Source organism: Pseudoduganella dura, from assembly GCF_009727155.1.
GTDB lineage: Bacteria > Pseudomonadota > Gammaproteobacteria > Burkholderiales > Burkholderiaceae_D > Rugamonas > Rugamonas dura.
Window position 1 is genome coordinate 806,891 of sequence record NZ_WNWM01000002.1, and the last position, 25,059, is coordinate 831,949.

21 protein-coding genes are annotated in these 25,059 nt (G+C 66.4%); 14 read left to right on the plus strand and 7 right to left on the minus strand.

Features of this window, described 5'->3' with window-relative positions:
* Positions 1 to 8: 8 nt before the first annotated feature.
* Positions 9 to 989: a DUF1176 domain-containing protein gene (locus GJV26_RS03730; RefSeq protein ID WP_173346134.1), complete on the minus strand. Its 981-nt coding sequence runs from the start codon at positions 987 to 989 to the stop codon at positions 9 to 11.
* 191 nt (positions 990 to 1,180) lie between these two features.
* Between GJV26_RS03730 and GJV26_RS03735 the strand changes: the two genes are divergently transcribed.
* Positions 1,181 to 1,603, plus strand: a complete 423-nt coding sequence (locus tag GJV26_RS03735) for a thioredoxin family protein (protein ID WP_155707650.1) — start codon at positions 1,181 to 1,183, stop codon at positions 1,601 to 1,603.
* A gap of 66 nt (positions 1,604 to 1,669) precedes the next feature.
* Here GJV26_RS03735 and GJV26_RS03740 read toward each other — a convergent pair whose 3' ends face one another.
* Complete coding sequence (locus GJV26_RS03740; protein WP_155707651.1) at positions 1,670 to 2,125, minus strand: winged helix-turn-helix transcriptional regulator; 456 nt, start codon at positions 2,123 to 2,125, stop codon at positions 1,670 to 1,672.
* Between the two features lie 127 nt (positions 2,126 to 2,252).
* Between GJV26_RS03740 and GJV26_RS03745 the strand changes: the two genes are divergently transcribed.
* Both GJV26_RS03745 and GJV26_RS03750 read left to right on the plus strand, forming a co-directional pair.
* Positions 2,253 to 3,464, plus strand: coding sequence for an MFS transporter (locus GJV26_RS03745; RefSeq protein ID WP_155707652.1), 1,212 nt, complete (start codon positions 2,253 to 2,255; stop codon positions 3,462 to 3,464).
* A 37-nt stretch (positions 3,465 to 3,501) separates the two neighbouring features.
* Complete coding sequence (locus GJV26_RS03750) at positions 3,502 to 3,963, plus strand: Fur family transcriptional regulator (protein ID WP_155707653.1); 462 nt, start codon at positions 3,502 to 3,504, stop codon at positions 3,961 to 3,963.
* Between the two features lie 58 nt (positions 3,964 to 4,021).
* On the opposite strand, the gene GJV26_RS03755 is transcribed toward GJV26_RS03750, so the two are convergent.
* Together GJV26_RS03755 and GJV26_RS03760 are read right to left on the minus strand one after the other, a co-directional pair.
* A complete protein-coding gene (locus tag GJV26_RS03755) occupies positions 4,022 to 6,301 on the minus strand; it encodes a xanthine dehydrogenase family protein molybdopterin-binding subunit (RefSeq protein ID WP_155707654.1) in 2,280 nt (759 codons plus the stop codon).
* A gap of 3 nt (positions 6,302 to 6,304) precedes the next feature.
* Complete coding sequence (locus tag GJV26_RS03760) at positions 6,305 to 9,421, minus strand: EAL domain-containing protein (protein ID WP_155707655.1); 3,117 nt, start codon at positions 9,419 to 9,421, stop codon at positions 6,305 to 6,307.
* Positions 9,422 to 9,623: 202 nt separating this feature from the next.
* Here GJV26_RS03760 and GJV26_RS03765 point away from each other — a divergent pair, with 202 nt between their 5' ends.
* Positions 9,624 to 10,136 (plus strand): DUF1993 domain-containing protein, encoded by a 513-nt coding sequence (locus GJV26_RS03765; RefSeq protein WP_155707656.1) that lies wholly within the window; start codon positions 9,624 to 9,626, stop codon positions 10,134 to 10,136.
* 97 nt (positions 10,137 to 10,233) lie between these two features.
* Here GJV26_RS03765 and GJV26_RS03770 read toward each other — a convergent pair whose 3' ends face one another.
* Complete coding sequence (locus GJV26_RS03770; RefSeq protein WP_155712230.1) at positions 10,234 to 10,428, minus strand: DUF1289 domain-containing protein; 195 nt, start codon at positions 10,426 to 10,428, stop codon at positions 10,234 to 10,236.
* The gene (locus GJV26_RS03775) at positions 10,428 to 11,000 is read right to left on the minus strand and encodes a DUF1415 domain-containing protein (protein WP_155707657.1); all 573 of its coding nucleotides are present in this window, start codon (positions 10,998 to 11,000) and stop codon (positions 10,428 to 10,430) included. The genes GJV26_RS03770 and GJV26_RS03775 overlap by 1 nt, the downstream gene beginning before the upstream one ends.
* A 282-nt stretch (positions 11,001 to 11,282) precedes the next feature.
* Between GJV26_RS03775 and GJV26_RS03780 the strand changes: the two genes are divergently transcribed.
* The 5 genes from GJV26_RS03780 to GJV26_RS03800 all read left to right on the plus strand — a co-directional run bounded on the left by GJV26_RS03780 (position 11,283) and on the right by GJV26_RS03800 (position 17,543).
* Positions 11,283 to 12,629 carry a transglycosylase SLT domain-containing protein gene (locus GJV26_RS03780; protein ID WP_155707658.1) on the plus strand — a complete coding sequence of 449 codons (1,347 nt, stop codon included), beginning with the start codon at positions 11,283 to 11,285 and terminating at the stop codon, positions 12,627 to 12,629.
* Positions 12,630 to 12,872: 243 nt separating this feature from the next.
* Positions 12,873 to 13,664, plus strand: coding sequence for an enoyl-ACP reductase FabI (gene fabI, locus GJV26_RS03785; protein ID WP_155707659.1), 792 nt, complete (start codon positions 12,873 to 12,875; stop codon positions 13,662 to 13,664).
* A gap of 429 nt (positions 13,665 to 14,093) precedes the next feature.
* Positions 14,094 to 15,593: a DEAD/DEAH box helicase gene (locus tag GJV26_RS03790; protein WP_155707660.1), complete on the plus strand. Its 1,500-nt coding sequence runs from the start codon at positions 14,094 to 14,096 to the stop codon at positions 15,591 to 15,593.
* Between the two features lie 184 nt (positions 15,594 to 15,777).
* Positions 15,778 to 16,800, plus strand: a complete 1,023-nt coding sequence (locus GJV26_RS03795; protein ID WP_155707661.1) for a L,D-transpeptidase family protein — start codon at positions 15,778 to 15,780, stop codon at positions 16,798 to 16,800.
* A gap of 17 nt (positions 16,801 to 16,817) precedes the next feature.
* Entirely contained in the window at positions 16,818 to 17,543 is a 726-nt protein-coding gene (locus tag GJV26_RS03800; RefSeq protein WP_229419160.1) for a M23 family metallopeptidase, read from the plus strand.
* Between the two features lie 166 nt (positions 17,544 to 17,709).
* Here GJV26_RS03800 and mepK read toward each other — a convergent pair whose 3' ends face one another.
* On the minus strand, positions 17,710 to 18,246 hold the full coding sequence (mepK, locus tag GJV26_RS03805; RefSeq protein WP_155707662.1) for a peptidoglycan L,D-endopeptidase MepK: 537 nt from the start codon (positions 18,244 to 18,246) through the stop codon (positions 17,710 to 17,712).
* Positions 18,247 to 18,358: 112 nt separating this feature from the next.
* Between mepK and GJV26_RS03810 the strand changes: the two genes are divergently transcribed.
* The 5 genes from GJV26_RS03810 (at position 18,359) to GJV26_RS03830 (ending at position 24,942) form a co-directional block, all read left to right on the plus strand.
* Positions 18,359 to 18,826 (plus strand): MarR family winged helix-turn-helix transcriptional regulator, encoded by a 468-nt coding sequence (locus GJV26_RS03810; RefSeq protein ID WP_155707663.1) that lies wholly within the window; start codon positions 18,359 to 18,361, stop codon positions 18,824 to 18,826.
* A gap of 94 nt (positions 18,827 to 18,920) precedes the next feature.
* Entirely contained in the window at positions 18,921 to 19,880 is a 960-nt protein-coding gene (locus tag GJV26_RS03815; RefSeq protein ID WP_155707664.1) for a LysR substrate-binding domain-containing protein, read from the plus strand.
* A 190-nt stretch (positions 19,881 to 20,070) separates the two neighbouring features.
* Positions 20,071 to 21,366, plus strand: coding sequence for a Glu/Leu/Phe/Val family dehydrogenase (locus GJV26_RS03820; protein ID WP_155712232.1), 1,296 nt, complete (start codon positions 20,071 to 20,073; stop codon positions 21,364 to 21,366).
* A 208-nt stretch (positions 21,367 to 21,574) separates the two neighbouring features.
* Positions 21,575 to 22,666 carry a catalase family protein gene (locus GJV26_RS03825; RefSeq protein ID WP_155707665.1) on the plus strand — a complete coding sequence of 364 codons (1,092 nt, stop codon included), beginning with the start codon at positions 21,575 to 21,577 and terminating at the stop codon, positions 22,664 to 22,666.
* 209 nt (positions 22,667 to 22,875) lie between these two features.
* Complete coding sequence (locus GJV26_RS03830; protein ID WP_155707666.1) at positions 22,876 to 24,942, plus strand: S9 family peptidase; 2,067 nt, start codon at positions 22,876 to 22,878, stop codon at positions 24,940 to 24,942.
* Positions 24,943 to 25,059: the final 117 nt, after the last annotated feature.

Genomic DNA, 25,059 nt, shown 5'->3' on the forward strand with positions numbered 1-25,059 from the left:
CGGCAATGTCATGGAACCTTGCGCGCCACCCACTTGCGGTGTTCGATCAGGCCCAGCATGCCGCGGCAGTGATCGGCATGGTTCATCATCAGCAGTTCGAAGCTGTCGCCGGTCCACAGCCATTTGGTGGAGTGAAGGCAACCGGCAAAGCCTCGCCCGATATTGGACTCCAGCACCTGGCCGTCGAAATCGGCGTTGATGAGGGCATCCGCCGGCAGGCCATTGGTTGGCGGCTGGAGCTCGCGCGGCCGATAAGGCGGCTGCCCGTTGGCCAGCCAGATTTCGTGAAAACTGTCCATCGGGCCGCGGCCCAGTTCAAGCAGGTACAACAGCCGGCCATCGGCAAGCCGGTAGAGGCCATGGAAGCCGGTGTCCTCTTCGCCGGGGTGGATTTCTGCAAGCAAGGCCGCTTTGATCTTGCGATCGTGGATTGACTGCGCACGCGGCGCCGCACGCAGGACCGGCATGGCCGGCGCCGGCGGAACGGAAGTTTCGGGCCGGCTGCCGCGCCGCACCAGCGCGCCCGGGGTGCCGATCCGGCCCTGCAGCGCATCCATGCGCAACAGCGCCGCCTTCATGCCGGCGAGGGGCAGGGTCCATCGCTGGCGGCCGTCGCTGGCCTGGCCAGCCTTGCCGTCGATCATCCGGTCCAGCAGCTCGTGCGCCGCCTCGTGCGGTATCGGCCCGTTGGCCTGGATCGGGACTGGCCGATAACCGTCTACCGTCATCGTGATGGCAGCGGGCTTTTCCGGCCCGTCTTCGGCCAGGATGAATTTGGCACTGACTGCCGTGGCGGGCCCCGCATCGCGCATCACCTGAAAGGCGATCCACTGCGCAGTTTCACTATCCTGCCCGTAGCCGACCGCCTCGCAGTGGTTGATGTTATCGCACTGCACGATCCAGTCTTCGTATTCCTGCGCGGCACAGAAGAGCGGCGCCAGGAGCGCTACGGCAAGGGAGGCGTTGCGAAGCAGTGCGGGTATCGTCATCGGGCAAACTCGTTGGGTCGATCGGTCATTCGTGGCCTGAACCATAAAACCGGCACTCTACAGGATGACTGGCATGGAAAAACTCGCGAAATGTCACCCTTCGCAAGGTGCCTGGACAGGCAGGACTTTCCGGATTGCTTGCCGGCCAACCCCGCCGTGTCCACCGCCTCGCCACGCTGTACAATGCGGCCATGCACAGCACAACCCTACACGCCGACAACCGCGCCGAAGTGGCCGCCGCGCTGGCGCAGGATCACCTGGTGGTGGCCTGCCTGTGCGCCGCCTGGTGCGGCACCTGCGCCAGCTACCGCACCGCGTTCGAGGAACTGGCCGCGCGCCACCCGCGAAAATACTTCCTGTGGGTCGATATCGAGGACCACGCCGACGTGGTGGGCGATCTCGACGTGGAAAACTTTCCCACGCTGCTGATCCAGCGGCACGAAACCGTGGCCTTCTTCGGCACGATGCTGCCCGACCCGAACGTGGCCAGCCGGCTGATCGACACCATTGCCGCGACCGGCGACGAGGAACTCGACCGCCAGGCCGGCAGCACCGCCGAGCGCCGGCAGTGGCAGCGGGAATGCAACCTGCGGCAGCTGATGGGCACGAGCTGAGCCGTGTAACCTGGCGGCAGCGGCTGAAAGCAGCGGCTGAAAACCGGCAGCCGGGCGGACGCGCCGTCAGGCGCCGCCGTCCACCTTCCTGACAACCGTGCCGGCCGCCGTCACTTCCCGCCCGTCGGCGGTGCGCAGCGCCAGTTCGCCCACTTCCTCTCCCGTTGCCCGGTGCACCAGCACGGAATGCGCTTCGCCGCGCGCGAACAGGTACCGCTCGCCCCACTGCCGCAACGCCACGATGACGGGGAACAGCGCCTCGCCCTTCGGCGTCAGCACATATTCCTGGTAAGCCGAACCGTCCGATGCCGGCCGGCTCGCCAGCACGCCTTCTTCCACCAGCAGCCGCAGCCGGTCCGCCAGGATGTTGCGCGCCACGCCGAGGCTGCGCTGGAAATCGCCGAACCGGCGCACGCCGTCGAACGCGTCACGCACGATCAGCAGCGCCCAGCGTTCTCCGACGAGGTCCACGCCGCGCGCCACCGGACACGGCTCCTCCTGGTGTTTCCTTTTACCCGCCATGCATTCCTCCCATCGATCTCTCCCATGTATTCGTCCCCTGAATCTCTCCCGTTGCAAGTGGTTGCATTTTAAAACTACTACGGTTACGCTTCAACTAGTTTTGTTTTGAAACTACTTTGGAGACTCCATGACATCCATCACGTCCTTCCCTGCGACCCGTCTTGCCCTCTTGGCCACCTCGGCCGCCATCTGCGTGGCCAACGTGTACTATGCGCAGCCGCTGCTCGACCTGATCGCGGCCGACCTGGGGCTGGGCCGCGCGGCGGCCGGCGGCATCGTGACGGCGACGCAACTGGGCAGCGCGCTCGCGCTGCTGTTCGTGGTGCCGCTGGGCGACCGGTTCGACCGGAAACGGCTGATGCTGGCGCAACTCGCCGCGCTGGCTCTCGCGCTGGCCGGCATCTGCGCGGCGCAGCGGATCGGGTCGCTGCTGGGGGCGATGCTGCTGGCCGGCCTGCTGGGCACGGCGATGACGCAGGGCCTGATCGCCAGCGTGGCCGCCGCGGCGCGGGCGCACGAACGGGGCCGCGTGGTCGGCGCGGTGCAGGGCGGCGTGGTGCTCGGGCTGCTGGCGGCGCGCGTGGTGGCGGGCGGTATCGCCGACCTGGCCGGGTGGCGCGCGGTCTATGCGCTGTCCGCCGTGCTGACGGTGTTGCTGGCCGCCCTGCTGTGGCGCGCGCTGCCGGCCGTGCCCGCGCCGGCCCGCCCCCTGCCGTACCGGCAACTGATCGGCTCGATGGTGACGCTGCTGCGCACCGACCGCGTGCTGCGCACCCGGGGCACGATCGCGCTGCTGATGTTCGCGGTGTTCAATATCTTCTGGAGCGCGCTCGTGCTGGAACTGGCCGGCCCGCCCCACGCCCTGCCGCACACGGCGATCGGCGCCTTCGGGCTGGTGGGCATGATCGGCGCGCTGGGCGCGCTGCGCGCCGGCCGCCTGGCGGACCGCGGGCATGGCGAACGCACGACCGGCGCGGCGCTGCTGCTGCTGTGCGCGGCGTGGCTGCCGCTGGCGTTCACGCCCGCCTCGCTGCTGGCGCTGGCGGCCGGCATCATCGCACTCGACCTTGCCGTGCAGGCGCTCCACGTGACCAACCAGAGCCTGATCCTGCACGGCGCCGCCGGCGCGCACAGCCGGCTGATCGGCTGCTACATGCTGTTCTACGCCGTGGGCAGCGGCGCCGGCGCGCTGGCCGCCACGGCCGCGCATGCGGCCGGCGGCTGGCGCCTGGTGTGCCTGCTCGGCGCCGGCGTCAGCGCGGCGGCGCTGCTGTTCTGGCGTGCCACCGTGCGCCTGCCCGCCGCCGCGCCTTCGGCCGATGGGTGCCGGGGAGTATAATCGCCGGGCCTGGCAACCACGCTTGGGCCGCATCGATATGAACAAAGCACTCACCACCGCGCATACAGCAAGCAGCGCCACGGCATCCGCGCCGCGGCCCGAGGAACTGATCAGGGCCACCGGCGCCCGTGTCACGCAGCCGCGCATCCGCGTGCTCGGCTTCCTGCTTGGCCACGACGAACCGCTGACCCACCACGATATCCTCGGGCGCCTGCCGGGCGCCGGGTTCGACGCCGTCACGCTGTACCGCGTGCTGGAATGGCTGACGGAACAGGGCCTGGCGCACCGCATCGCCGGCGGCGACGGGGTGTGGCGCTTTTCCGCCAACCCCGGCAGGGACAGCCACGAGCATGCGCACTTCCAGTGCACCAGCTGCGAAGCCGTGACGTGCGTGACGGATGTGCCGGTGCCCCGCAAGCTGAAGCTGCCCGAAGGCTTCACCGGCGATGAAATCGATCTGCTGATCCGGGGCCGCTGCGCGCGCTGCGCGGCCGGGTAGGCGCCGCGCGCCGGCCTGTGCGGGGCGCCGCCCGGCCTTCACCGGCCAGCGGCTGCCGTCAGGCCAGCCGCAGAGGCAGGCTGCGCAGCCGCTGGCCCGTCAACCTGAATACCGCGTTGGCCACCGCCGGCGCCACCGGCGGCACGCCCGGTTCGCCCACGCCTTCCGGCGGCTCGCCGGACAGCACGATCACCGTTTCCACCATGGGCACCTGGCCCATCCGCAACACCGGGTAATCGCCGAAATTCGACTGCTCCACGCGGCCGCCACGGATCGTGACCGGATCGCCCAGCGCGGCGGACAACCCGAACGCCACGGCCGATTCCATCTGCTGCGTGACATGGCCCGGATTGACGGCCAGCCCGCAGTCGATCGCGCACACGATGCGGTGCACGTGGATGGCGCCGTCGCGCACCGATACCTCGGCCACCTGGGCCACGATCGTGCCGAAGCTCTGGTGCAGCGCCACGCCATGCGCGCGGCCGGCCGGCGGCGTGCCGGCGCGGCGCACCGCGGCATCGAGCACGGCCACGTGGCGCGGATGGTTCAGCAGCATCGCGGCGCGGAACGCCACCGGGTCCTTGCCGGCCGCATGCGCCATTTCATCGACGAAGCTCTCCTTGAAGAACGCGTTGTACGAATGGCCGACCGAGCGCCAGTTCCCCAGCGGTACGATGCTGTCCACGGCCACGTGGGCAATGCGCTGGTGCGGAATCTCGTACGGCATGTCATACGCGCCTTCGACGGTGGTCTTGTCCGGCCCCACCGCCGGCAGGCCGAAATTGCGCAGCGTGTACTGGCCCGTGAGCGCGCCGCCCGCGCCGCTGAAATGCCAGCTCTTGATCGTGCCCGACGCATCGAGCGTGGCGGCCAGGCGTGCCAACGCGGCCGGCCGGTAGACGTCGTGCCGGATGTCCTGCTCGCGCGTCCAGATCATCTGCACCGGCAGGCCGCGGCATTCGCGGGCGATGGCCACGGCCTGCGCCACCATGTCGCCTTCGAGCCGCCGGCCGAAGCCGCCGCCCAGCAGGTGTTCGTGCAGCTCGACCTGTTCCCGACCGACACCGCCCGCGCTTGCCGCGATGGCGATGGCGATCGACGGCGCCTGCGTGGACAGCCACAGCCGCACCTTGCCCTCCGCCACCTGGGCGGTACAGTTGACGGGCTCCATCGCCGCGTGGGCGTGGAACGGCGCGCTGTATTCGGCGCTGATCACGTGCCCGCCATCCTCCTGCCCCGCCGGCCCGTTCCCCGGTACCTGCGCCTCGTCCACCTCGCCCTGCTCGAAATACACGTGGTGCCCGTCGCCATCGAGCGCCGCGCGCAGCTCGCCGAAGATCCGTTCGCTCGACAGCGCATGGTGCGGCCCCGCGTCCCAGCGGATCGCCAGCGCGTCGGCCGCCAGCCTGGCCTGCCAGAACGTTTTCGCCACCACGGCCACGGCGGCCCGCGGGCCGGTCACCGCATTGGTGATGTCGATGACGCTGAGCACGCCCGGCATGCCCAGCACGTCCGCCGCGTTGATGCCGGCGATCGTGCCGCCGAACGACGGGGCCATGCGCAGCGCCGCATACAGCATGCCCTCGGGGCGGGCATCGATGCCGAACCGCGCGGCGCCGTTGACCTTGTCGCGTGCTTCGCGCCGCGGCACGTCGTGCCCGATCAGGCGGAACGCGTGCGGTTCCTTCAGCGTCACGCTGCCCGGCGTTTCGCGCGCCGCGGCCTGCGCCAGGCTGCCGTACGTGGCGCGGCGCCCGCTGCCGTCATGAAACAGCTCGCCATCGGCCGTGCGGATGCTGGCCGCGGGCACCTGCCAGGCCCGGCTGGCCGCCGCGACCAGCATGGCGCGCGCGGCGGCGCCGGCTTCGCGCATCGGCAGCCACGCATCCTTCACGGACGACGAACCGCCTGTCAGGCTGATGCCCAGTTCGCGCGCCACCTTGGCCAGCGTCCAGCGCGCGAAGGCCTGGGTGTTGCCCGTGTCGTCGGGATGGAAAGGCAGCGCGTCGCGGATGGCGGCGATGTTGGCGTAGATCTTGTCGGCCGGCGCCGCGGCGATGGCGACGCGCGCCAGCGGCATGTCCAGCTCTTCCGCCACCAGCATCGGCAGCGCGGTGTGCACGCCCTGGCCCATTTCCGCGCGCGGCACGATGACGGTCACGGTGTTGTCCGGCGCCAGCGCGAGCCAGCCGTTCAGCGCCACCGCGGCGCCATCGAGCGGCAGCGGCGCCCCGGCATGCAGGCGTTGCCGCGGCGGCATCGCTCCCCAGCCGACCACCAGCGTGCCCGCCGCGGCGGTGCCGGCCAGCAGGAAGCGGCGGCGCGTCCACTTCGCCATGGCTCAGGGAAGCCAGCGGCGCAGCAGGTCGTCCGGCATCACCGGGCGGCTGTAGAAGTAACCCTGGGCCAGGTTGCAGCCATGGCGCAGCAGGAAGGCGGCCTGCTCGTCGGTCTCCACGCCTTCGGCGATCACCGACAGGTTCATGCTCTTGCCAAGCTGGATGATGGCGATCGCGATCGCCTCGTCGTTGGCATCCTGGTGGATATCCTGGATGAACGAGCGGTCGATCTTCAGTGTCTGCACCGGCATCTGCTTCAGGTAGGCCAGCGACGAATAGCCGGTGCCGAAATCGTCGATCGCCAGGCCCACGCCGAGGTCGTGCAGGCCGTTGATGTACGTGCGCGCATCGCCGGTGTTCATGATGACCGACTCCGTCACCTCCAGCTGGAGCCGGCGCGGCTCCAGGCCGGTGGCGCGCAGGATCCGGTCGACGGTCGCGACGATCGTGCCGCGCTCGAACTGGCGCACCGACAGGTTGACGGCGATCTTCGGCACCGCCAGCCCGGCCGCCTGCCAGCGCACCATCTGCCGGCACGCCTCGGCCAGCACCCACTCGCCCAGCTGGCTGATGAAGCCGGTATCCTCGGCCAGCGGAATGAACCTGGCCGGCGACACCAGCCCCAGCTCCGGGTGATTCCAGCGCACCAGCGCTTCCACGCCGACCAGCCGGCCGGTATCGATTTCCACCTGCGGCTGGTAGTTCAGGAACATTTCGTCCTTCTCCAGCGAGCGGCGCAGCCAGGCTTCCAGGCGCAGCCGTTCCACGCCTTCGCCCGTCATCGACGGCGAATAGAAGCGGTAGCCGTTGCGACCACGCGCCTTGGCCTGGTACATCGCCACGTCGGCATTCCGGATCAGCATGTTCAGGTCCGTCGCGTCGTGCGGATACAGGCTGATGCCGATGCTGCACGTGACGAACAGCTCGTGGCCGGCCACCATGAACGGCTGCTCGAACATCGCCACCAGCTTCTCGGCCACCAGCGTGGCGGCATACTCGCCACCGATGTCTTCCAGCAGCACCACGAATTCGTCGCCGCCCAACCGGGCCAGCGTGTCGCCGTCGCGCAGCCGGCCCGCCAGCACTTCCGCCACCTGCTTGAGCAGTTCGTCGCCGATATGGTGGCCCAGCGTATCGTTCACGTTCTTGAACCGGTCCAGGTCGATGAACAGCAGCGCCAGCTGCTCGTGCGAGCGCTGCGCGCGCTCCAGCGCGTGCTGCAGCCGGTCGTTGAACAGCAGCCGGTTCGGCAGCTCGGTCAGCGAATCGTGGTGCGCCAGGTGGTCGAGCTTTTCCTCGTTTTCCTTGACCAGCGTGATGTCGCTGAACACGCCCGCATAGTGCGTGGTGACGCCATGGGAATCGCGCACGGCGGTGATCGTCAGCGCCTGCAGGAACTGTTCGCCGCTCTTGCGCACTGCCCACAGCTCGCCGTGCCAGCAGCCCGTGTCGACCAGCCCGGCCCAGAGCTGCGCGTGGAACGCGTCGTCGTGGCGGCCGGAGCGTGTCAGGCCCAGGTCGCGGCCCAGCGCCTCGGCCGCCTCGTAGCCGGTGATCTGCGTGAACGCCGGGTTGACGGCGACGATCGCGCCGTCGCGGTCGACCACCACCACGCCGTCGGCAATGTGTTCGAGCACGGTGGCGGACAGGCGCAGTTTTTCTTCGGCTTCCTTGCGCGACGTGATGTCGGCATACACCCAGATGCTGCCATCGTTCGGCCGGTGCTGGTCGATCGCGCAGCCGCTGACCAGGCACCAGAACAGCGTGCCGTCGCAGCGGCGGTACTGGCGCTCCTCGCTGAAATACTCGCCCTGCCCCAGCGTGGGGTACTGGCGCATGCCGGCGGACTCGAAGTCGAACGACGTGGGGAACACGATGGCGGTGGACTTGCCCACCATGTCGCCCGCCTCGTAGCCGAACAGCGCCTCGCAGCGGGGGTTGACGGACATGATGGTGCGGTGGCGAACGAACATCACGCCGAACATCACGTTGTCGAGGATCGCGCCCTGCTCGGCCAGCAGCGCCTCGATGCGCATCTCGTTGTCCTTGCGCTCGCTGATATCGGACAGGATGCCGTCCACCCAGGCGTCGCCACCATCCGGCGGCGATTGCGGCTGGCCGATTTCCAGCACCCAGCGCTCGGTACCGCTGGCGTCGACGATGCGGTACTCGATTTCGTACGGGCGGCCTTCCTCGATCGCGGCCTTGACCGCGCGGCGCTGCATGCGCCGGTCTTCCGGCGTGATCAGGTTGACCCAGGAATGCGTGGTGCCGCGCATCAGCTGCCCGGCGGTGTAGCCCGAGATGGATTCGATCGCATCGCTGACGAATTCGATCGGGCCGTCGGGGCGGTAGCGGAACACGGCGCCAGGCACCTGCGTGACGATCGTGCGGAAGCGTCCCTCGCGCTGGCGCACGTCCTCGAACAGCCGGCGCAGCGCCACGCGGGTCTGTTCCAGGCGGTCGCCCAGCCGGCCCAGCTCATCGTTGCCGCGGCTTTCGAGGCGCGTTTCGAAATCGCCCTGCGCCAGGCGGTCGGAGAACCGCATCAGCCGGCGCAGCGGGCCGATGACACGCTTGTTGAGGAACAGGATGATCAGCAGCAGCGACACGGTCAGCTGCGCGGCCAGCACGAAGATATAGGAACGGCGCTTTTCGCCCAGCTCCTGGCGGCTGCGCGCGTCGTCCATCTCCACCACCACATGGCCGATCCGCTCGCCGCGCACCACCACGTCGCGCTGGGCACGCACCACGTTCCCGATGGGCCGCGCCGGCGCTTGCTGGTGTATGAACTGCGTGTCGGCCTGGCCGGTCACCTGCACCTGCACCACCGAGCGGTCGCGCATCACCGACTGCACCAGCGACTGCGCCGATTCGGCGTTCATGTTCCACAGCGATTCCTGCATGCCCAGCGCGAGAATGTCGGCATTGCGCTGCAGCGTTTCGTTCAGCGCCGTACGGGCCGACTGCTGCTCGCGCACGCCGACGAGCAGGTAACTGCCCACGATGGCGGGCACGATCAGGCCGCCCAGCACCACCAGCAGCAGCGAGCCATAAATGGATTGCGCGTACAGGACGCCCAGCCGGGCACGCAGGGTGCGGATCGGCGGCTTGGTCATGCAGTTTCGGCAGCCTGGAATTTCAGGGGCATGGGAGGGAGGCAATGAGGGGACGGGAAGGCGCACAATTATCGTAGTGCAATTATGCACGGAAAGCGATGCGCAAGTCACGAATGCACTGCAGTAACGAAGCATGCTTGCAACGTTGTCGGCATGACGATGGCGAACTTGTTATGATGCCCACTCTTTGACAGGAGTTACCATGAGCTTTTCGATGTATTCCGCTTCCGTGCCCGTATTCCACCAGATCCTGAACAGCCTGCTCGAAATCCTCGACAAGGCCGACCGGCATGTCGAGGCGACCCGGATCGACCCGAACGCGCTGCTGCAATACCGCCTCTTCCCGGACATGCTGCCGTTCACGCGCCAGATCCAGATCGCCGCCGACTTTGCCAAGGGTGCCGGCGCGCGGCTGGCCGGGCAGGACGTGCCCGCCTGGGAAGACACGGAAAAAACCTTCGCAGAGCTGAAACTGCGCATCAAGAAAACGCTGGTCTTCCTGGACAGCCTGCCGCGCCACGAGATCGAACACAGCGCCGAGCGGGCGATCACCACGGGCAGCGGCGAGAAGACGCGCCATTTCACCGGCCAGTCCTATTTGCTGCACTATGCGCTGCCGCACTTCTTCTTCCACGCCACGACCGCCTACGACATCCTGCGACACAACGGGATCGAGATCGGCAAGAAGGATTTTATCGGCGTGATTCCGCAGTAATCGGCGTGATCCCGCGGTAATTACCGGCGCAGTGAATACCGGGACAACCGGATTTCCTGCCCGCGAAGGTGCGGCCACGCCTGGCCGCACCGTGCCGCTACCCGTTCCTGCGCGGGTACCCCTCGGCCAGGATGCGCTGCCACACCTTCTCCTTTGCCTCGGCGGACATCGACACCCAGTGCGCCACTTCTATATAAGTGCGGCCGCAGCCGCGGCACACGTCGTCGAACGTGGTCGAGCAGACCGCCACGCATGGCGTATCGGGGCGCTCGGGAACCTTACCCTCGTCCATCACGGGCCTTTCGGGAACAGCTTGTCCCAGCCTTCGTGGCCCAGCGCTTCCATTGTTTCGATATTCCTGTCGAAGATGGCCTCCGCTTCGGGGAACGCTTCCACGGCACGCTCGACGCTTTCCTCGCGCAGCAGGTGCAGCGTGGGATACGGCGAACGATTGGTGAAATTACCGATATCGTTCTTGTGGGTATCGGCGAACTGGTAGTCGGGGTGGAAGCTGGCGACCTGCAGTTCGCCCTCCAGGCCCATGTCTTCGAGCGCCGCATCGGCCACGTCGAGGAACTCGTTGTAGTCTTCGAAGTCGGTCAGGACATGCGGATGGATGATCAGCGTGGTATCGACCTCCTCTGCCGGCGTATCGGACAGCAGCTGCAGCTCGTTCATCAGGGTTTCCAGCAACTCCTCGGGCGTGGCGGCATCGGAGACCACATAGCGGATCTGCCCCTTCACGTGCACGGCCTTGGCGAACGGGCACAGGTTCAGGCCGATCACTGCCTTTTCCAGCCACGCTTCGGTCGCGGCGATGGCACCTGGATGGTCGATGTCGGCCTTGTTCGTTTCATTACTCATGTTCAACTTCCTGCTTTCTGAATACCGGTCAACCATTGTACGCAAGCGATGACGTTTGCGCCATTTTCGGCGAACTTGCAGCCATCGATGCCGAACATGCATTCATTTATATGGACGAGCCAGCTCAAGTTTTTTGTAACGGTGCCGACATATTGCTTGACGGCGACCCAGCAACGTCCTTAAACTCGGCCTTTAAATTGGTAGCACGTCCCCCTGCGCTTGCTCAGGTGCCTTCTTCAGGCGCTTGGTTAGGTTAACCTGACGACAACACAATGGAACGCTATGCGAATTAAGTACACTCCCCTGCTGGCGGCGCTCATCGCCACGGCACCGGCGATCAGCCAGGCCATCGAAGCCGACCCCCTCCCGCTGCTGCCGCTGTCCACCGCCATCAAGGCACCTGCACCAAACCTCGCCCCGACTTCCCATAACGTCATCAAAGCACCGGCCGACGACCCGTACCGGGAAACGGACGTGTGGAACCGCATCCGCACCGGCTTCTCGATTCCCGACCTGAGCAACTCGCTGGTGACCAAGCATGCCAACTGGTATGCCGAGCGGCCCGATCACATGGCGCGCACCTCGGCGCGTGCTTCGCTGTACCTGTTCCACGTGGTGACGGAACTGGAAAAGCGCAACATGCCGACCGAGCTGGCACTGCTGCCGTTCATCGAATCCGCGTTCAATCCGGTCGCCGTCTCCAGCGCGAACGCCGGCGGCATGTGGCAGTTCATGCCCGGCACCGGCCGCGATTTCAACCTGAAGCAGAACGCGTTCAAGGACGATCGCCGCTCCGTGCTGGCCTCCACCGACGCCGCGCTGACCTACCTGCAAAGGCTGTACGACATGTTCGGCGACTGGCAGCTGGCGCTGGCCGCCTACAACTGGGGCGAAGGCTCGGTGCAGAAGGCGATCGCGAAGAACCGCGCCGCCGGCAAGCCGACCGACTTCGAAAGCCTGGCCGACCTGATGCCGGCCGAAACGCGCAACTACGTGCCGAAGCTGCAGGCCGTGAAGAACATCGTGGCCAATCCGGGCCGCTTCGGCCTGTCGCTGCCGCTGATCCGCAACGAGCCTTACTTCACCGCGGTCGACAAGACCAGCGACATCGACCTGGCGATCGCCGCCCAGCTGGCGGAGCTGTCGGTCGACGAGTTCAAGGCGCTGAACCCGCAGTTCAAGCGCCCGGTGATCACCGGCGGCGAGCAGACGCAGATCCTGCTGCCGAAGGAAAACGCCGAGAAGTTCCACCTGAACCTGGCACAGTGGGGCCGTGCGCTCTCCACCTGGACCACGCACCGCGTCAGCGGCGCACGCGAAAGCATCGCTTCGCTGGCATCGAAATTCCGCACCACGCCGGAAGTGATCCGCCAGGCCAACAACCTGCCGTCGCGTGGCGTGCTGAAAGCCGGCTCGACGCTGCTGGTGCCGAAGATCTCGACCAGCACGAACTTCGACATTCCCGCCGATATCGCCGAGAACGCCACCATCGCCGTGGCGGACGAGCCGGTCGCGAAGACCGGCAATTACCGCAAGGCCAAGGCGAGCAACGCCAAGTCCAGGTCGCCGATCAAGCTGGTCAAGGCCCGCGTTTCGCGCGAAAGCGCCGGCAAGAAACGCCGCAACTGACCTCTCCCGCAGGCAACCAAGGCTGCGCGCCCACGGCCCGCAGCCTTTGTCGTTTACAGCCGGACAGCAGCCGGACAGCGGCCGGGCAATGGCCGTGTTGGCAATCGGCCAAGCTTGCAGCCGCCGGCCCCAAGCCATACAATCTCGATCCTGCGGTAACACGTACCACCAGCGGTCGGTCACCAACTAGAACAACAACCCATGCTTGCGCCGACATGTGCGCAACAGGCAATTGGAGTAATCATGGCTTTCTTGCAAGGCAAAAAAATCCTCATCACCGGCTTGCTGTCCAACCGCTCGATCGCCTACGGCATCGCGCAGGCCTGCCACCGCGAAGGCGCCGAACTGGCCTTCACCTATGTCGGTGAACGCTTCAAGAGCCGCATCACCGACTTCGCCGCCGAATTCGGCAGCACGCTGGTGTTCGACTGCGACGTGGCCAGCGACGAGCAGATCGAAGCGCTGTTCCGCGACCTCGGCAAGAGCTGGGACAGCCTCGATGGCTTCGTGCACGCGATCGGCTTCGCGCCGCGCGAGGCGATCGCCGGCGAATTCCTCGACGGCTTCTCGCGCGAGAACTTCCGCGTGGCGCATGACATCTCCGCCTACAGCTTCCCGGCCATGGTGAAGGCCGCGCTGCCGCTGCTGAAACCCGGCTCGTCGGTGCTGACGCTGTCGTACCTCGGCGCGATGCGCGCGATCCCGTACTACAACACGATGGGCCTGGCAAAGGCGTCGCTGGAAGCATCGGTGCGCTACCTGGCCGAGAACCTGGGCCAGCAGGGCATCCGCTCGAACGGCATCTCGGCCGGTCCGATCAAGACGCTGGCCGCCTCCGGCATCAAGGACTTCTCCAAGCTGCTCGGCTTTGCCGCCAGCCACGCGCCGCTGCGCCGCAACGTCACGATCGAGGAAGTGGGCAACACGGCGGCGTTCCTGCTGTCCGACCTGTCGTCCGGCATTACCGGCGATATCGTTTACGTGGACGGCGGCTTCTCCCACGTGATGGGCCTGAACGCCAGCGATTACCTGTAAGCCATGCCGGGCCGGCTGGCCTGCACGGTTCAGAAACCCGTGCAGGATCAGTCGGAATCGGGTATGATGTTGTTTGTGCGTTGCAACAGAGGTCGCACAAAGAAGAAGAACAAGGGTAGTAATACCCGGTATCGCTGCAACGGCAGGGATACCAAATTAATCAGCTACGCAAGCCTTCGCGCATCACGGTTTCTTTGCTTGTACTTCCAGCCAGCATGGCTCGGAGCGAATGCAACTGTCCGGATGGCGCTTATAAAAAGCCCCCCGCCCCTGCGTGTCGCGCATTTCACCGCGCATGACACCGTCCCGGCGCAAAGCTTTTGTGCCGAAATTTCTATTCATGCTGTTTAGAGTCATTTCGTTCGGTTGGCGTTGCTATGTTTGCGTTCTGCGCTTGTGCAGGAACGCGCAATTTTACGAAAGAAATACATGAGTTTTGAAACACTAGGTCTCCACGCATCCCTCATCAAAGCCCTGACGGATTCCGGCTACACGACGCCTACGCCTGTCCAGGAACAAGCTTTGCCTGCCGCGATGGCCGGGAAGGATCTGCTGGTTTCCTCGCAAACAGGCTCCGGCAAGACCGCGGCCTTCATGCTGCCTTCGCTGCATCGCCTGGCTCAGGATGAGTCGGCTGCGCCGCAGGGCCGCACTCCGAACCAGGAAAAACAGGCTGCCAGCGCCCGTGGCGAGCGTCCCCGTTTCAAGGCTGCCCAGCCGAAGATGCTGGTGCTGACGCCGACCCGCGAACTGGCTTTGCAGGTCACCACCGCTACCGACAAGTACAGTATCAACCTGCGTCGCACGAAGGCCGTGGCGATCCTGGGCGGCATGCCTTACCCGAAACAGATGCAACTGCTGTCGCGCAATCCGGAAATCATCGTGGCGACCCCGGGCCGCCTGATCGATCACATGGAATCGGGCAAGATCGACTTCTCCGAGCTGCAGATCCTGGTGCTCGATGAAGCCGACCGCATGCTGGACATGGGCTTCATCGACGATATCGAGAAGATCGTGGCCGCCACGCCGGCAACGCGCCAGACGATGCTGTTCTCGGCCACGCTGGAAGGCACGGTCGGCAACATGGCCCGCCGTATCACGAAGGATCCGATGACGATCCAGATCATGCAGGCTGCCAACAAGCACGAAAACATCACGCAAGTGGTGCACTTTGTGGACGACCTGTCGCACAAGAACCGCCTGCTCGATTACCTGCTGCGCGATGAAACGCTGGACCAGGCCGTGGTGTTCACGGCCACCAAGCGCGATGCCGACACGATCGCCGACCGCCTGAACATCGCCGGTTTCTCGGCCGCCGCACTGCATGGCGACATGCACCAGGGCGCCCGTAACCGCACGCTGGACAGCATGCGCCGTGGCAGCGTGAAAGTGCTGGTCGCAACCGACGTGGCCGCCCGCGGCATCGACGTGCCGACGATCACGCACGTGTTCAACTACGACCTGCCAAAGTTCGCCGAAGACTACGTGCACCGCATCGGCCGTACCGGCCGTGCGGGCCGCAACGGCCAGGCGATCTCGCTGGTGAACCATTCGGAAAACATGAACGTGCGCCGCATCGAACGCTTCACGAAGCAATCGATCCCTGTCAACGTGGTGGAAGGTTTCGAGCCGAAGAAGGCAGCGGCGCCACGCTCCGCCGCGCGTCCGGGCTGGAAGCCGGGCGAAAACCGCAAGCCGGGCCAGCGCAGCTTCTCGAAGCCGGCCGGTGCTCCGCGTGAAGGCGGCGGCTTTGCCCGCGACAGCAGCCACTACCGCAGCGAAGGCACGCCGTTCCGTGCCGATGGCGCACCGCGTCCCGAAGGTGGCTTCCGCCGCGAAGGCGCGCCGGCCCGCAAGGAAGGCGGCGGCTTCCGTCGCGACAGCGCACCGCGTTCCGACGCGCCGCGCCGTCCATGGGGCGAGCGCTGATCCGCTCCATCCGCGTGATGTAATGTAAAAGCCGCCGGGTTCGCCCGGCGGTTTTTTTTTACCTCTCCCCAGCACCGTGAACTCGTGGCATGACCTCGCCGATTTTGAACTGGCGGTCTTATCGCCGGGTGCACATGTACGCTACCGTACAGAATCGCGACACCGGACGCGGCACACTGGGGCCATGAAAAAATTACTGCTCGCCCTCCTTGTCGCCGCGCCGCTGGCGCATGCCCAGAACACGCCGCCCGCCCCGGCCCCCGCTCAACCTGGAACGCCCGCTCAACCTGCGCCGCCCGCGCAGCCGGGCCAGCCCGCCCAGGCCGGGCAAGTCCCTGCGGCGGCGCAGGCACCGATCACGCCGGACCAGGTGCCGCCCGACCTGCGTGCCCAGATCCTGCTGGACCGCGCCCACTTCTCGCCCGGCGAGATCGACGGCAAGGTTGGCAGCAACATGCGCCAGGCGGTTAGCGGGTTCCAGAAAGCCCGCGGCCTGCAGGTGACCGGCACGGTGGACCAGGCCACCTGGGCCGCGCTGGAAGACCGGCAACCGGTCCTCGGCACCTATACGATCACGGCGGCCGACGTCCAGGGCCCGTACGGCCAGGTACCCGCTTCGATGGGCGATAAAGCCAAGCTGGCATCGCTGCACTTCGAAACGATCGAAGAAGCGCTGGGCGAACGTTTCCACGCCAGCCCGGAATTGCTCAAGCAAATGAATCCGGGCAAGAACTTCATGCAGCCGGGGGAAAAGATCCTGGTGCCGAACACCGGTGCGGCCGGGCCGCTGCCGGCCGCGGCGAAACTGGTCGTCGACGATTCGGACCGCACGCTGTCGCTGCTCGATGAAAGCGGCAAAGTCATCGCGCAGTTCCCGGCCAGCACGGGCAGCGAACACGATCCGCTGCCGGTCGGCACGTGGAAAGTCAACGGGGTGGGGCGCAATCCGGACTACCGCTACAACCCCAAGCTGTTCTGGGACGCGAAACCCGGCGAGGGCAAGGCGATCATCAAGCCGGGGCCGAACAACCCGGTGGGCGTGGTGTGGATCGATCTGTCGAAGGAACACTATGGCATCCACGGCACGCCGGAACCTAGCAAAATCGGCAAGACCGAATCGCACGGCTGCATCCGCCTGACGAACTGGGATGCGGCCCGGCTGGCGGGCGTGGTGTCGCCGGGTTTCCAGGTCGTCCTGCAGGATTGAATTGAACAAAGGGGAACATGATGAAATGGCTGCTGACCTTGCTGGTGGGCGCCGTGCTCGGCGTGGTGGGAGCGGTATTGTGGCTCGGGCGTGATGTGCCCGCGGGCAGCGCGCCGGTCGCCGCGGCAGTAACGCCGGCGCCGTCGGTTGCCCCGGCCGCCGCACCCGCTCCCGCTCCCGCTTCCGCTCCCGCCCCTGCCCCGGCGGCTGGCGTTCCGCTGCCGGCCAGCGATCTGCCGGGTGTGCAGCCGCCGGTGCCGGTACCGCCGGCGGCCACCAGTTTCGACATCGACGTGAAACCCACCATCGGCCCGCTGCTGGTGCCGGTGGCCGGCGTAAGTCCGAAAGAGCTGGCCGATACGTTCGGCCAGGCGCGGGGTTCGGAACGGCAGCACGAGGCACTGGATATTCCCGCGGCCAAGGGCACGCCCGTGCTCGCGGTGGCCGATGGGAAGGTGGTCAAGCTCTTCACCAGCAAGCCGGGCGGCCTGACCGTCTACCAGTTCGACCCGTCGGAAAAGTACGCGTATTACTACGCCCACCTGGACAGCTATGCACCGGAACTGAAGGAAGGCCAGCCTATCCGGCGCGGCCAGATGATCGGCCACGTGGGCGTGACCGGCAATTCCGACCCCGATGCCCCGCACCTGCACTTTGCGATTTTCGAACTCGCCGCGGACAAGAAATGGTGGGAGGGAACACCGGTCAATCCGTATCCGTACCTGGCCGGTACGGCGAAATGATCGGGCGATAGCCAGGCACGGAGCCTGGCATTTTTGCGTGTGGAATGAAGCGGAAACAACCTGTGCACTGCGAGCCGGTGCACTGCAAGCCTGTGTACTGCGGCGGCGGCAGGGGCCCGACGCCGGCTTTGCGCGATGCCGGGCGGCATCGACGCACTTGCCGGCGTTACCAGTGCCTTGGGCGTCCCGTATCCATGTGCACGAACTGCGAATCGTGGTAATAGCCCACACCCCCGCTCTTGAGCGCCAGGGCGGCCTTGTGCACCTGCTTCAGGTCCTTGCCCGGAATGCGCAGGTCGATCGCCTTGCCTTCCAGATGCATGCTGTGCTTGGCGACCCCGCCGCTGGCCGCTGCCAGCTTGGCATTGGTTTCCGGCGAACGGTAGCCGGAAATGATGTGCACCACGTTGTTGCTGCCGAATTGCGCGGAGACTTTCTGGACCAGGAGCAGCAGCTCCGGGTCGATCGCGGCGATCGTGTTGCTGCGGTGATCGCGCAGCAGCTTGTTGATATCCTGCAGTGCGTCCGGAATGAACTGGCCTTCCGCCCAGAACACGCTCTTCAGGGACTCGCCCGTGTGCGTGTTGTGGAAGCGCAGGATGCGCTCGTGCGGCGCGGCGACGGCCGCCCGGGCCAGCGCGGGCATGCTCAATGCGGACGCGACTGCAACCGATGTCTTGAGGAATGATCTGCGTTGGTTCATAGGTGAATCATACCCCCGTTTGCAAGCTGGTGCTCGCCATGCCGATTTTTATGGCGCGCCGCAACTTATTGCAATATACTTGAACACTCAAGTACTTTTCAAGGATATCGTGATGAACAACCCGACGAACAATGAGATCAATGACGAGCGCGGCGCGGCCGCACTCGACTTCTGCCTGCGCCTCGCCCGTGTCCAGGCCAGCGTCGTGCGCCGCCTCGATGCCGTGCTGGGCGGCCACCATGGCCTGTCGTTCGGCGACTTCATGCTGCTGCATCACCTGTCGAAGGCGCCGGGGGGAAGGCTGCGGCGCGTCGACCTGGCCGACCGCCAGGGCCTGACGGCGTCCGGCGTCACGCGTACCCTGCTGCCGATGGAAAAGACCGGCCTGGTGGCACGGATGGCCGACGAGCGCGACGCCCGCGTCGGCTTCGCCGCCATCACCCCGGCCGGCCACAACCTGCTCGACAATTCGATGGTGACGGCGCGCGAAACCTGCGCCGAACTGCTCAGGCACGCGCCGCAGGACCAGCTCGATGCGCTGGCGGCGGTCCTCGGCAACGTGCTCGGGCCGGGGGCCTGAGCAGTTGCGGCGGCGTGGCCGGTGCCACTGAGCGATGCTTCGGCCGGCCGGTCAGACGCTACAATGCCGGCTCGCACGCAAACCGGAAAACACGATGGAAACCAAGTGGCTGGAAGACTTCATTTCGCTCGTCGAGACCAATAACTTCAGCCGCTCCGCGCAACTGCGGCACGTGACGCAGCCGGCGTTCTCGCGCCGCATCCAGTCGCTGGAAAACTGGCTCGGCACCGACCTGATCGACCGCACCACGTTTCCCACGCGGCTCACGCCCGCCGGCCACGTGTTCTACGAGCAGGCGCTGGAGATGCTGGGCCAGATCAACGGCGTGCGCGAGCTGCTGCGCCACAAGCGCGTGACCGCGCAGACCACGATCGATCTCGCCGTGCCGCACACGCTGTCGCTGACGTTCGTTCCCAAGTGGATCACGAAGCTGGAGGATGGCTTCGGCCCCATCCACAGCCGGCTGATGGCGCTGAACGTGCACGACGCGGTGCTGCAGCTGGTGGAAGGCGGCTGCGACCTGCTGCTGTGCTACCACCACCCGCGCCAGCCGGTGCAGCTGGACCCGGGCCGCTACGACATGCTGGTGATGGGCCGCGAAGCACTGCGGGCCTATGCCCGCTGCGACAAGGCGAGACAGCCCGCCTTCACCCTGCCCGGCCGCAAGGCCGCGCCGCTGCCGTTCCTTTCCTACACCACCAATGCCTACCTGGGCCGGATGGTCGACCTGATCCTGGCCGATGCCAGGCCCGCGCTGCACCTCGAGAAGCGCTACGAGACCGACATGGCCGAAGGCCTGAAGATGATGGCGCTCGAAGGCCGCGGCATCGCGTTCCTGCCCGAATCGGCGGTCACGCGCGAGGTGAAGCAGAAGCAGCTGGCACGCGCGGACGAAACCGGCAACTGGGAAATCGAGATGGAAATCCGGCTGTATCGCGAACGCCCCTCGCCCGCCCGCCCGGGCAAGCCGCTGGTCGGCGCGTTGTGGGATTTCCTCGAGGAGCAGCTGCAGCCGGCGCGGGCCAAGCGGCGCCTGCACGCATCGGAGCGCTGAACACCGTTTTCCACGTTATGCATTTTTTGCATGGATGGATGCGCAAGCAGCATTGGCTCGGAAATGGCCGTGCATCCTATGATTCGTTTCGCTGGCGGTGACCCACCGCCGAACAAAATCCAAGCGAGACGGAGCCATCCAGATGACGAACAGCGTAACGAGCAACGTGACGAACAACGTGACGAGCAGCATGACGAGCGGCGTGCAGAACCACGCCCTGCCTTCCTACCTCAATCCCGACGACCTCGGGCCATGGGGCCAGTACCTGCAACAGATCGAGCGCGTCACGCCCCACCTGGGCGCCCTGTCGCGCTGGGTCGAAACGCTGAAGCGTCCGAAGCGCATCCTCGCCGTCGACGTGCCGATCGAGCGCGACGACGGCTCCATCGCCCACTACGAAGGCTACCGCGTGCAGCACAACATGTCGCGCGGCCCCGGCAAGGGCGGCGTGCGCTTCCACCAGGACGTGACGCTGTCCGAGGTGATGGCCCTGTCGGCATGGATGACCGTGAAGAACGCGGCCGTCAACGTGCCGTACGGCGGCGCCAAGGGCGGCATCCGCGTCGATCCCAAGACGCTGTCCCGCAACGAGCTGCAGCGCCTGACGCGCCGCTACACCAGCGAGATCAGCTTGATCATCGGCCCGACCAAGGATATCCCGGCGCCGGACGTGAACACCAACGAACAGGTGATGGCGTGGATGATGGATTCCTACGCGATGATCGAAGGTAACCTGTCGACCGGCGTGGTCACCGGCAAGCCGATCTCGCTGGGCGGCTCGCTGGGCCGGCGCGAAGCCACCGGCCGCGGCGTGTTCGTGGTGGGTCGCGAGGCGGCACGCCAGCGCGGCGTGGCCATCGCCGGCGCCCGCATCGCCGTGCAGGGCTTCGGCAACGTGGGCGGCGTGGCCGCCACGATGTTCGCCGAAGCCGGCGCCAGGATCGTGGCCGTGCAGGATCACACCGGAACGATCGTCAACGACGGCGGGCTGGACATTCCGCAACTGCACCGGCACGTGGCCGAGACCGGCGGCGTGAACGGCTTCCCCGGCGCCGAAGCGTTCCTCGACCGTGACGCGTTCTGGGACGTGGCCTCCGACATCCTGATCCCGGCCGCGCTGGAACAGCAGATCACGGCAGCCAATGCGCCGCGCATCCGTACCAAGATCATCCTGGAAGGCGCCAACGGCCCGACCACGCCGGAAGCGGACGACATCCTCACCGACAAGGATGTGCTGATCGTGCCGGACGTGCTGGCCAACGCCGGCGGCGTGACCGTCTCCTACTTCGAGTGGGTGCAGGATTTCTCCAGTTTCTTCTGGAGCGAGGACGAGATCAACGCCCGCCTCACCCGCATCATGCAGGAAGCGTTCAGCGCGGTATGGGAAGTGGCGCAGGACAAGAAGGTAACGCTGCGCACGGCGACCTTCATCCTGGCCTGCACCCGCGTGCTGCAGGCCCGCGAAGTGCGCGGCCTGTACCCGTAACGATCCATGTAGCAAACCGTCCCGACAATTCCACAGAGAAGCCGGGGGAGACTTGGGGCACGACGGCAACGTCGTGCCTTTTTTGCTTGTGCACCAACGGTATCGGGCGCCGGCAAACCGCCGGTATTGTTTGCTGGCTCACAGACAGCAAGGCACCCGGGCGCGAGAATCGCATGGCCTATTTCAATTCCAACAACAAGGAACAGCCATGCGCCCACCGATCGAATACGACCCCCGCTACGAAATCCTCGAAGAGGACGAAGGCGATACCCAGGCCGAACTGCTCGACACGCTGCACGGCATTGCCGACACGACGTTCCGCGACACCGGCAAGCCGCTGCGCAGCGTGCATGCCAAGAGCCATGGCCTGCTGCGCGCCGAACTGCGCGTGCTGACGGACCTGCCTGCCGTGCTGGCACAGGGCCTGTTCGGCACGCCGGGCACCTACCCCGTCATCATGCGCCTGTCCACCACGCCGGGCGACGTGCTGGAAGACAGCGTTTCGACGCCGCGCGGCGCGGCGCTGAAAGTGCTCGGCGTGCAGGGCGAGCGACTGCCGGGCACCGGGGGCGACGGCACGCAGGATTTCGTGCTGGTCAACGGCACCACGTTCCTGAACGCCGGCCCGAAAGCGTTCCTGGGTGGCCTGAAGATGCTGGCGGCCACCACCGACAAGGCGCCGGCCCTGAAAAAGATGCTGTCGGCCGCGTTGCGCCAGGTGGAAAAGGCCGTCGAGAAGGCCGGCGGCGAAAGCGCCACGCTGAAAGGCCTGGGCGGCCAGCCCGCCACCCATCCGCTGGGCGAAACCTTCTACAGCCAGGTGCCGTTCCTGTTCGGGCCATACATGGCGAAGTTTTCGCTGGTGCCCACCGCCGTCGGGTTGACCCGCCTGAAGGATGCGCCCGTGGACTACTCCGCCGACCCGGACGTGCTGCGCCAGGTCGTCGGCGACCATTTCGCCCAGCAGGGTGGCGAGTGGGACCTGCGCGTGCAGTTGTGCACGAACATCGAGGAAATGCCGATCGAGGATGCGTCGGCCGAATGGCCGGAAGAGCAGAGCCCGTATGTGACCGTGGCGCGCGTGGTCGCGCCGCCGCAGGCCGGCTGGAGCGAGGCATTATCCGCCGCCATCGACGAAGGCATGAGCTTCTCGGTCTGGCACGGCCTGGCGGCGCACCGCCCGCTCGGCTCGATCAACCGCGTGCGCAAGGCGGCGTACGAAATGTCGTCGAAACTGCGCGCCCAGCGGCGCGGCGCGCCGATCGTCGAACCGGTGCCGCTGGACGGGCTGCCGTTCTGACGTCCCTGCTGTAGAGGCCGTGTCCACCTGGTGCCAGGCACCAGCTGACAACCTGCCCTCATTTCTGCCGAGCCCGTGTCACTTTGGTGCCAGGCACCAAAGTGACACGGGCTCGGCAACATTTCCAGCGTTCGCTGAGTTGCCATTTGATATCATGCGCGCCTTGGCCGGCGCGCGCCGGCCTCCCCTTTTGGAATCGGAGAAACCGGATGACCCTACGCCTGCTGGCCATCAGCGCCGCCCTCGTGGCGGGCGGCCTTGCAACCGCCCCCAGCACCATGGCCGCGCCGCGCGGCCTGACCATCGAAGACCTCGCGAGCATGGAGCGCGTCGGCAGCCCGGCGCTGTCGCCGGACGCTTCGCGCGTGGTCTACACCGTGCGCAGCACCAGCCTGGAAAAGAACCGCGGCAATACCCAGCTGTGGATGATCGACCTGCGCGCCGCCAACCCGGTACCGCAGCAGCTGACGTCGCACGATGCGAGCAGCACCGATCCCGAATGGTCGGCCAGCGGCGATGCCGTGTACTTCCTGTCGGGCCGTTCCGGCTCGTCGCAGGTATGGCGCCTGCCGGCCGGCGGCGGCGAAGCCGTCAAGGTAACGAACCTGCCGCTCGACGTCGACAGCTTCCACGTGTCGCCGAAGGGCGACCGCCTGGCCGTGACGCTGGCCGTGTTCCGCGACTGCGCCGACCTGGCCTGCACGAAGAAGCGCAACGACGACGGGGCGGCCGGCAAGGCCACCGGCAAGCTGTACGACCAGATGTTCGTGCGCCACTGGGATACGTGGGCGGACGGCAAGCGCAACGTGCTGTACTCGGTGCCGCTGGCCGGCAACGCCGGCGCGGCAAGCAGCACGGTCAGCCTGTCCGGCACGCTCGATGGCGACATCACCAGCAAGCCGTTCGGCGACCGCGGCGAATACACGTTCAGCCCGGACGGCCAGCTCATCGTCTTCTCGGTGCGCGTGGCCGGCAAGGGTGAAGCCTGGTCGACCAACTTCGACCTGTACGACGTGCCGGCCGCCGGCGGCGCCGCGCCGCGCAACCTGACGGCCGACAATCCCGCCTGGGACACGAAACCGCAGTTCTCGCCGGACGGCAAGACGCTCGCTTACCTCGCGATGAAGCGCCCCGGCTTCGAGGCGGACCGCTTCCACATGATCCTGCAGGACGTTGCAACGGGCAAGAAGCGCGTGCTGGCCGAGAGCTGGGACCGTTCGATCGCCGACTATCGCTGGCGCCCGGACGGCAAGGCCCTGCTGGCCAACGCCGACGATATCGGCAACCACCGCCTGTTCTCGCTCGACGCCGCCAGCGGCAAGGTCAGCGCGCTGACGGACAAGGGCTATGTGGCCGAATTCGACGCCCGGCGCGATACCGTGGTGATGGCGCAGAACAGCCTGGCCGGCGGCGCCCAGCTGTTCAGGCTGGCCGGCACGAAAGCCACCCAGCTCACGCAGGTGAACCGCGAACGCCTGGCGGACGTGAAGATGGGCGACTACGAACAGTTCTCGTTCGCCGGCGCCAACGGCGCCACCGTGTACGGCTACGTGATGAAACCGTGGAATGCCGAACCGGGCAAGAAATACCCGGTGGCGTTCCTGGTGCACGGCGGCCCGCAGGGCAGCTTCGGCAACTCGTGGAGCTACCGCTGGAACCCGCAGGTGTATGCCGGCGCCGGCTATGCCACGGTGTTCATCGACTTCCACGGCTCCACCGGCTACGGCCAGGCGTTCACCGATTCGATCAGCGGCGACTGGGGCGGCAAGCCGCTCGAAGACCTGAAGAAGGGTCTCGCCGCGGCCGGCCAGAAGTATCCATGGCTGGACACGTCGAACGCCTGCGCGCTGGGCGCCTCGTACGGCGGCTACATGATGAACTGGATCGAGGGCAACTGGAGCGACGGCTTCAAGTGCATCGTCAACCACGACGGCGTGTTCGACCAGCGCGGCATGGGCTACTCGACCGAGGAACTGTGGTTCACCGAATGGGAAAACGGCGGCACGCCGTACGCGAACCCGGAAGGCTACGAAAAGTTCAACCCGGTGCACCATGTGACCAAGTGGAAGACGCCGATGCTGGTGATCCAGGGCGACCTTGACTTCCGCATCCCCACCGCGCAGGCGCTGGGCACCTTCACCGCGCTGCAGCGCCAGGGCATCAAGTCGAAGCTGCTGGTCTTCCCGGACGAGAACCACTGGGTGCTGAAGCCGGCCAACTCGATCCAGTGGCACCGCACCGTGCTCGGCTGGCTGGACGAGCACCTGAAACCGTAAAGCCTGCGCTGCATCAAAAAATGACCTGGGGCCTGGCCCCAGGTCATTTACTGCGCAAGATCAGGAAATGTCCCGGCGCCTGGCACCAGGACTTTCACTACGGACAAAAAAATCCCC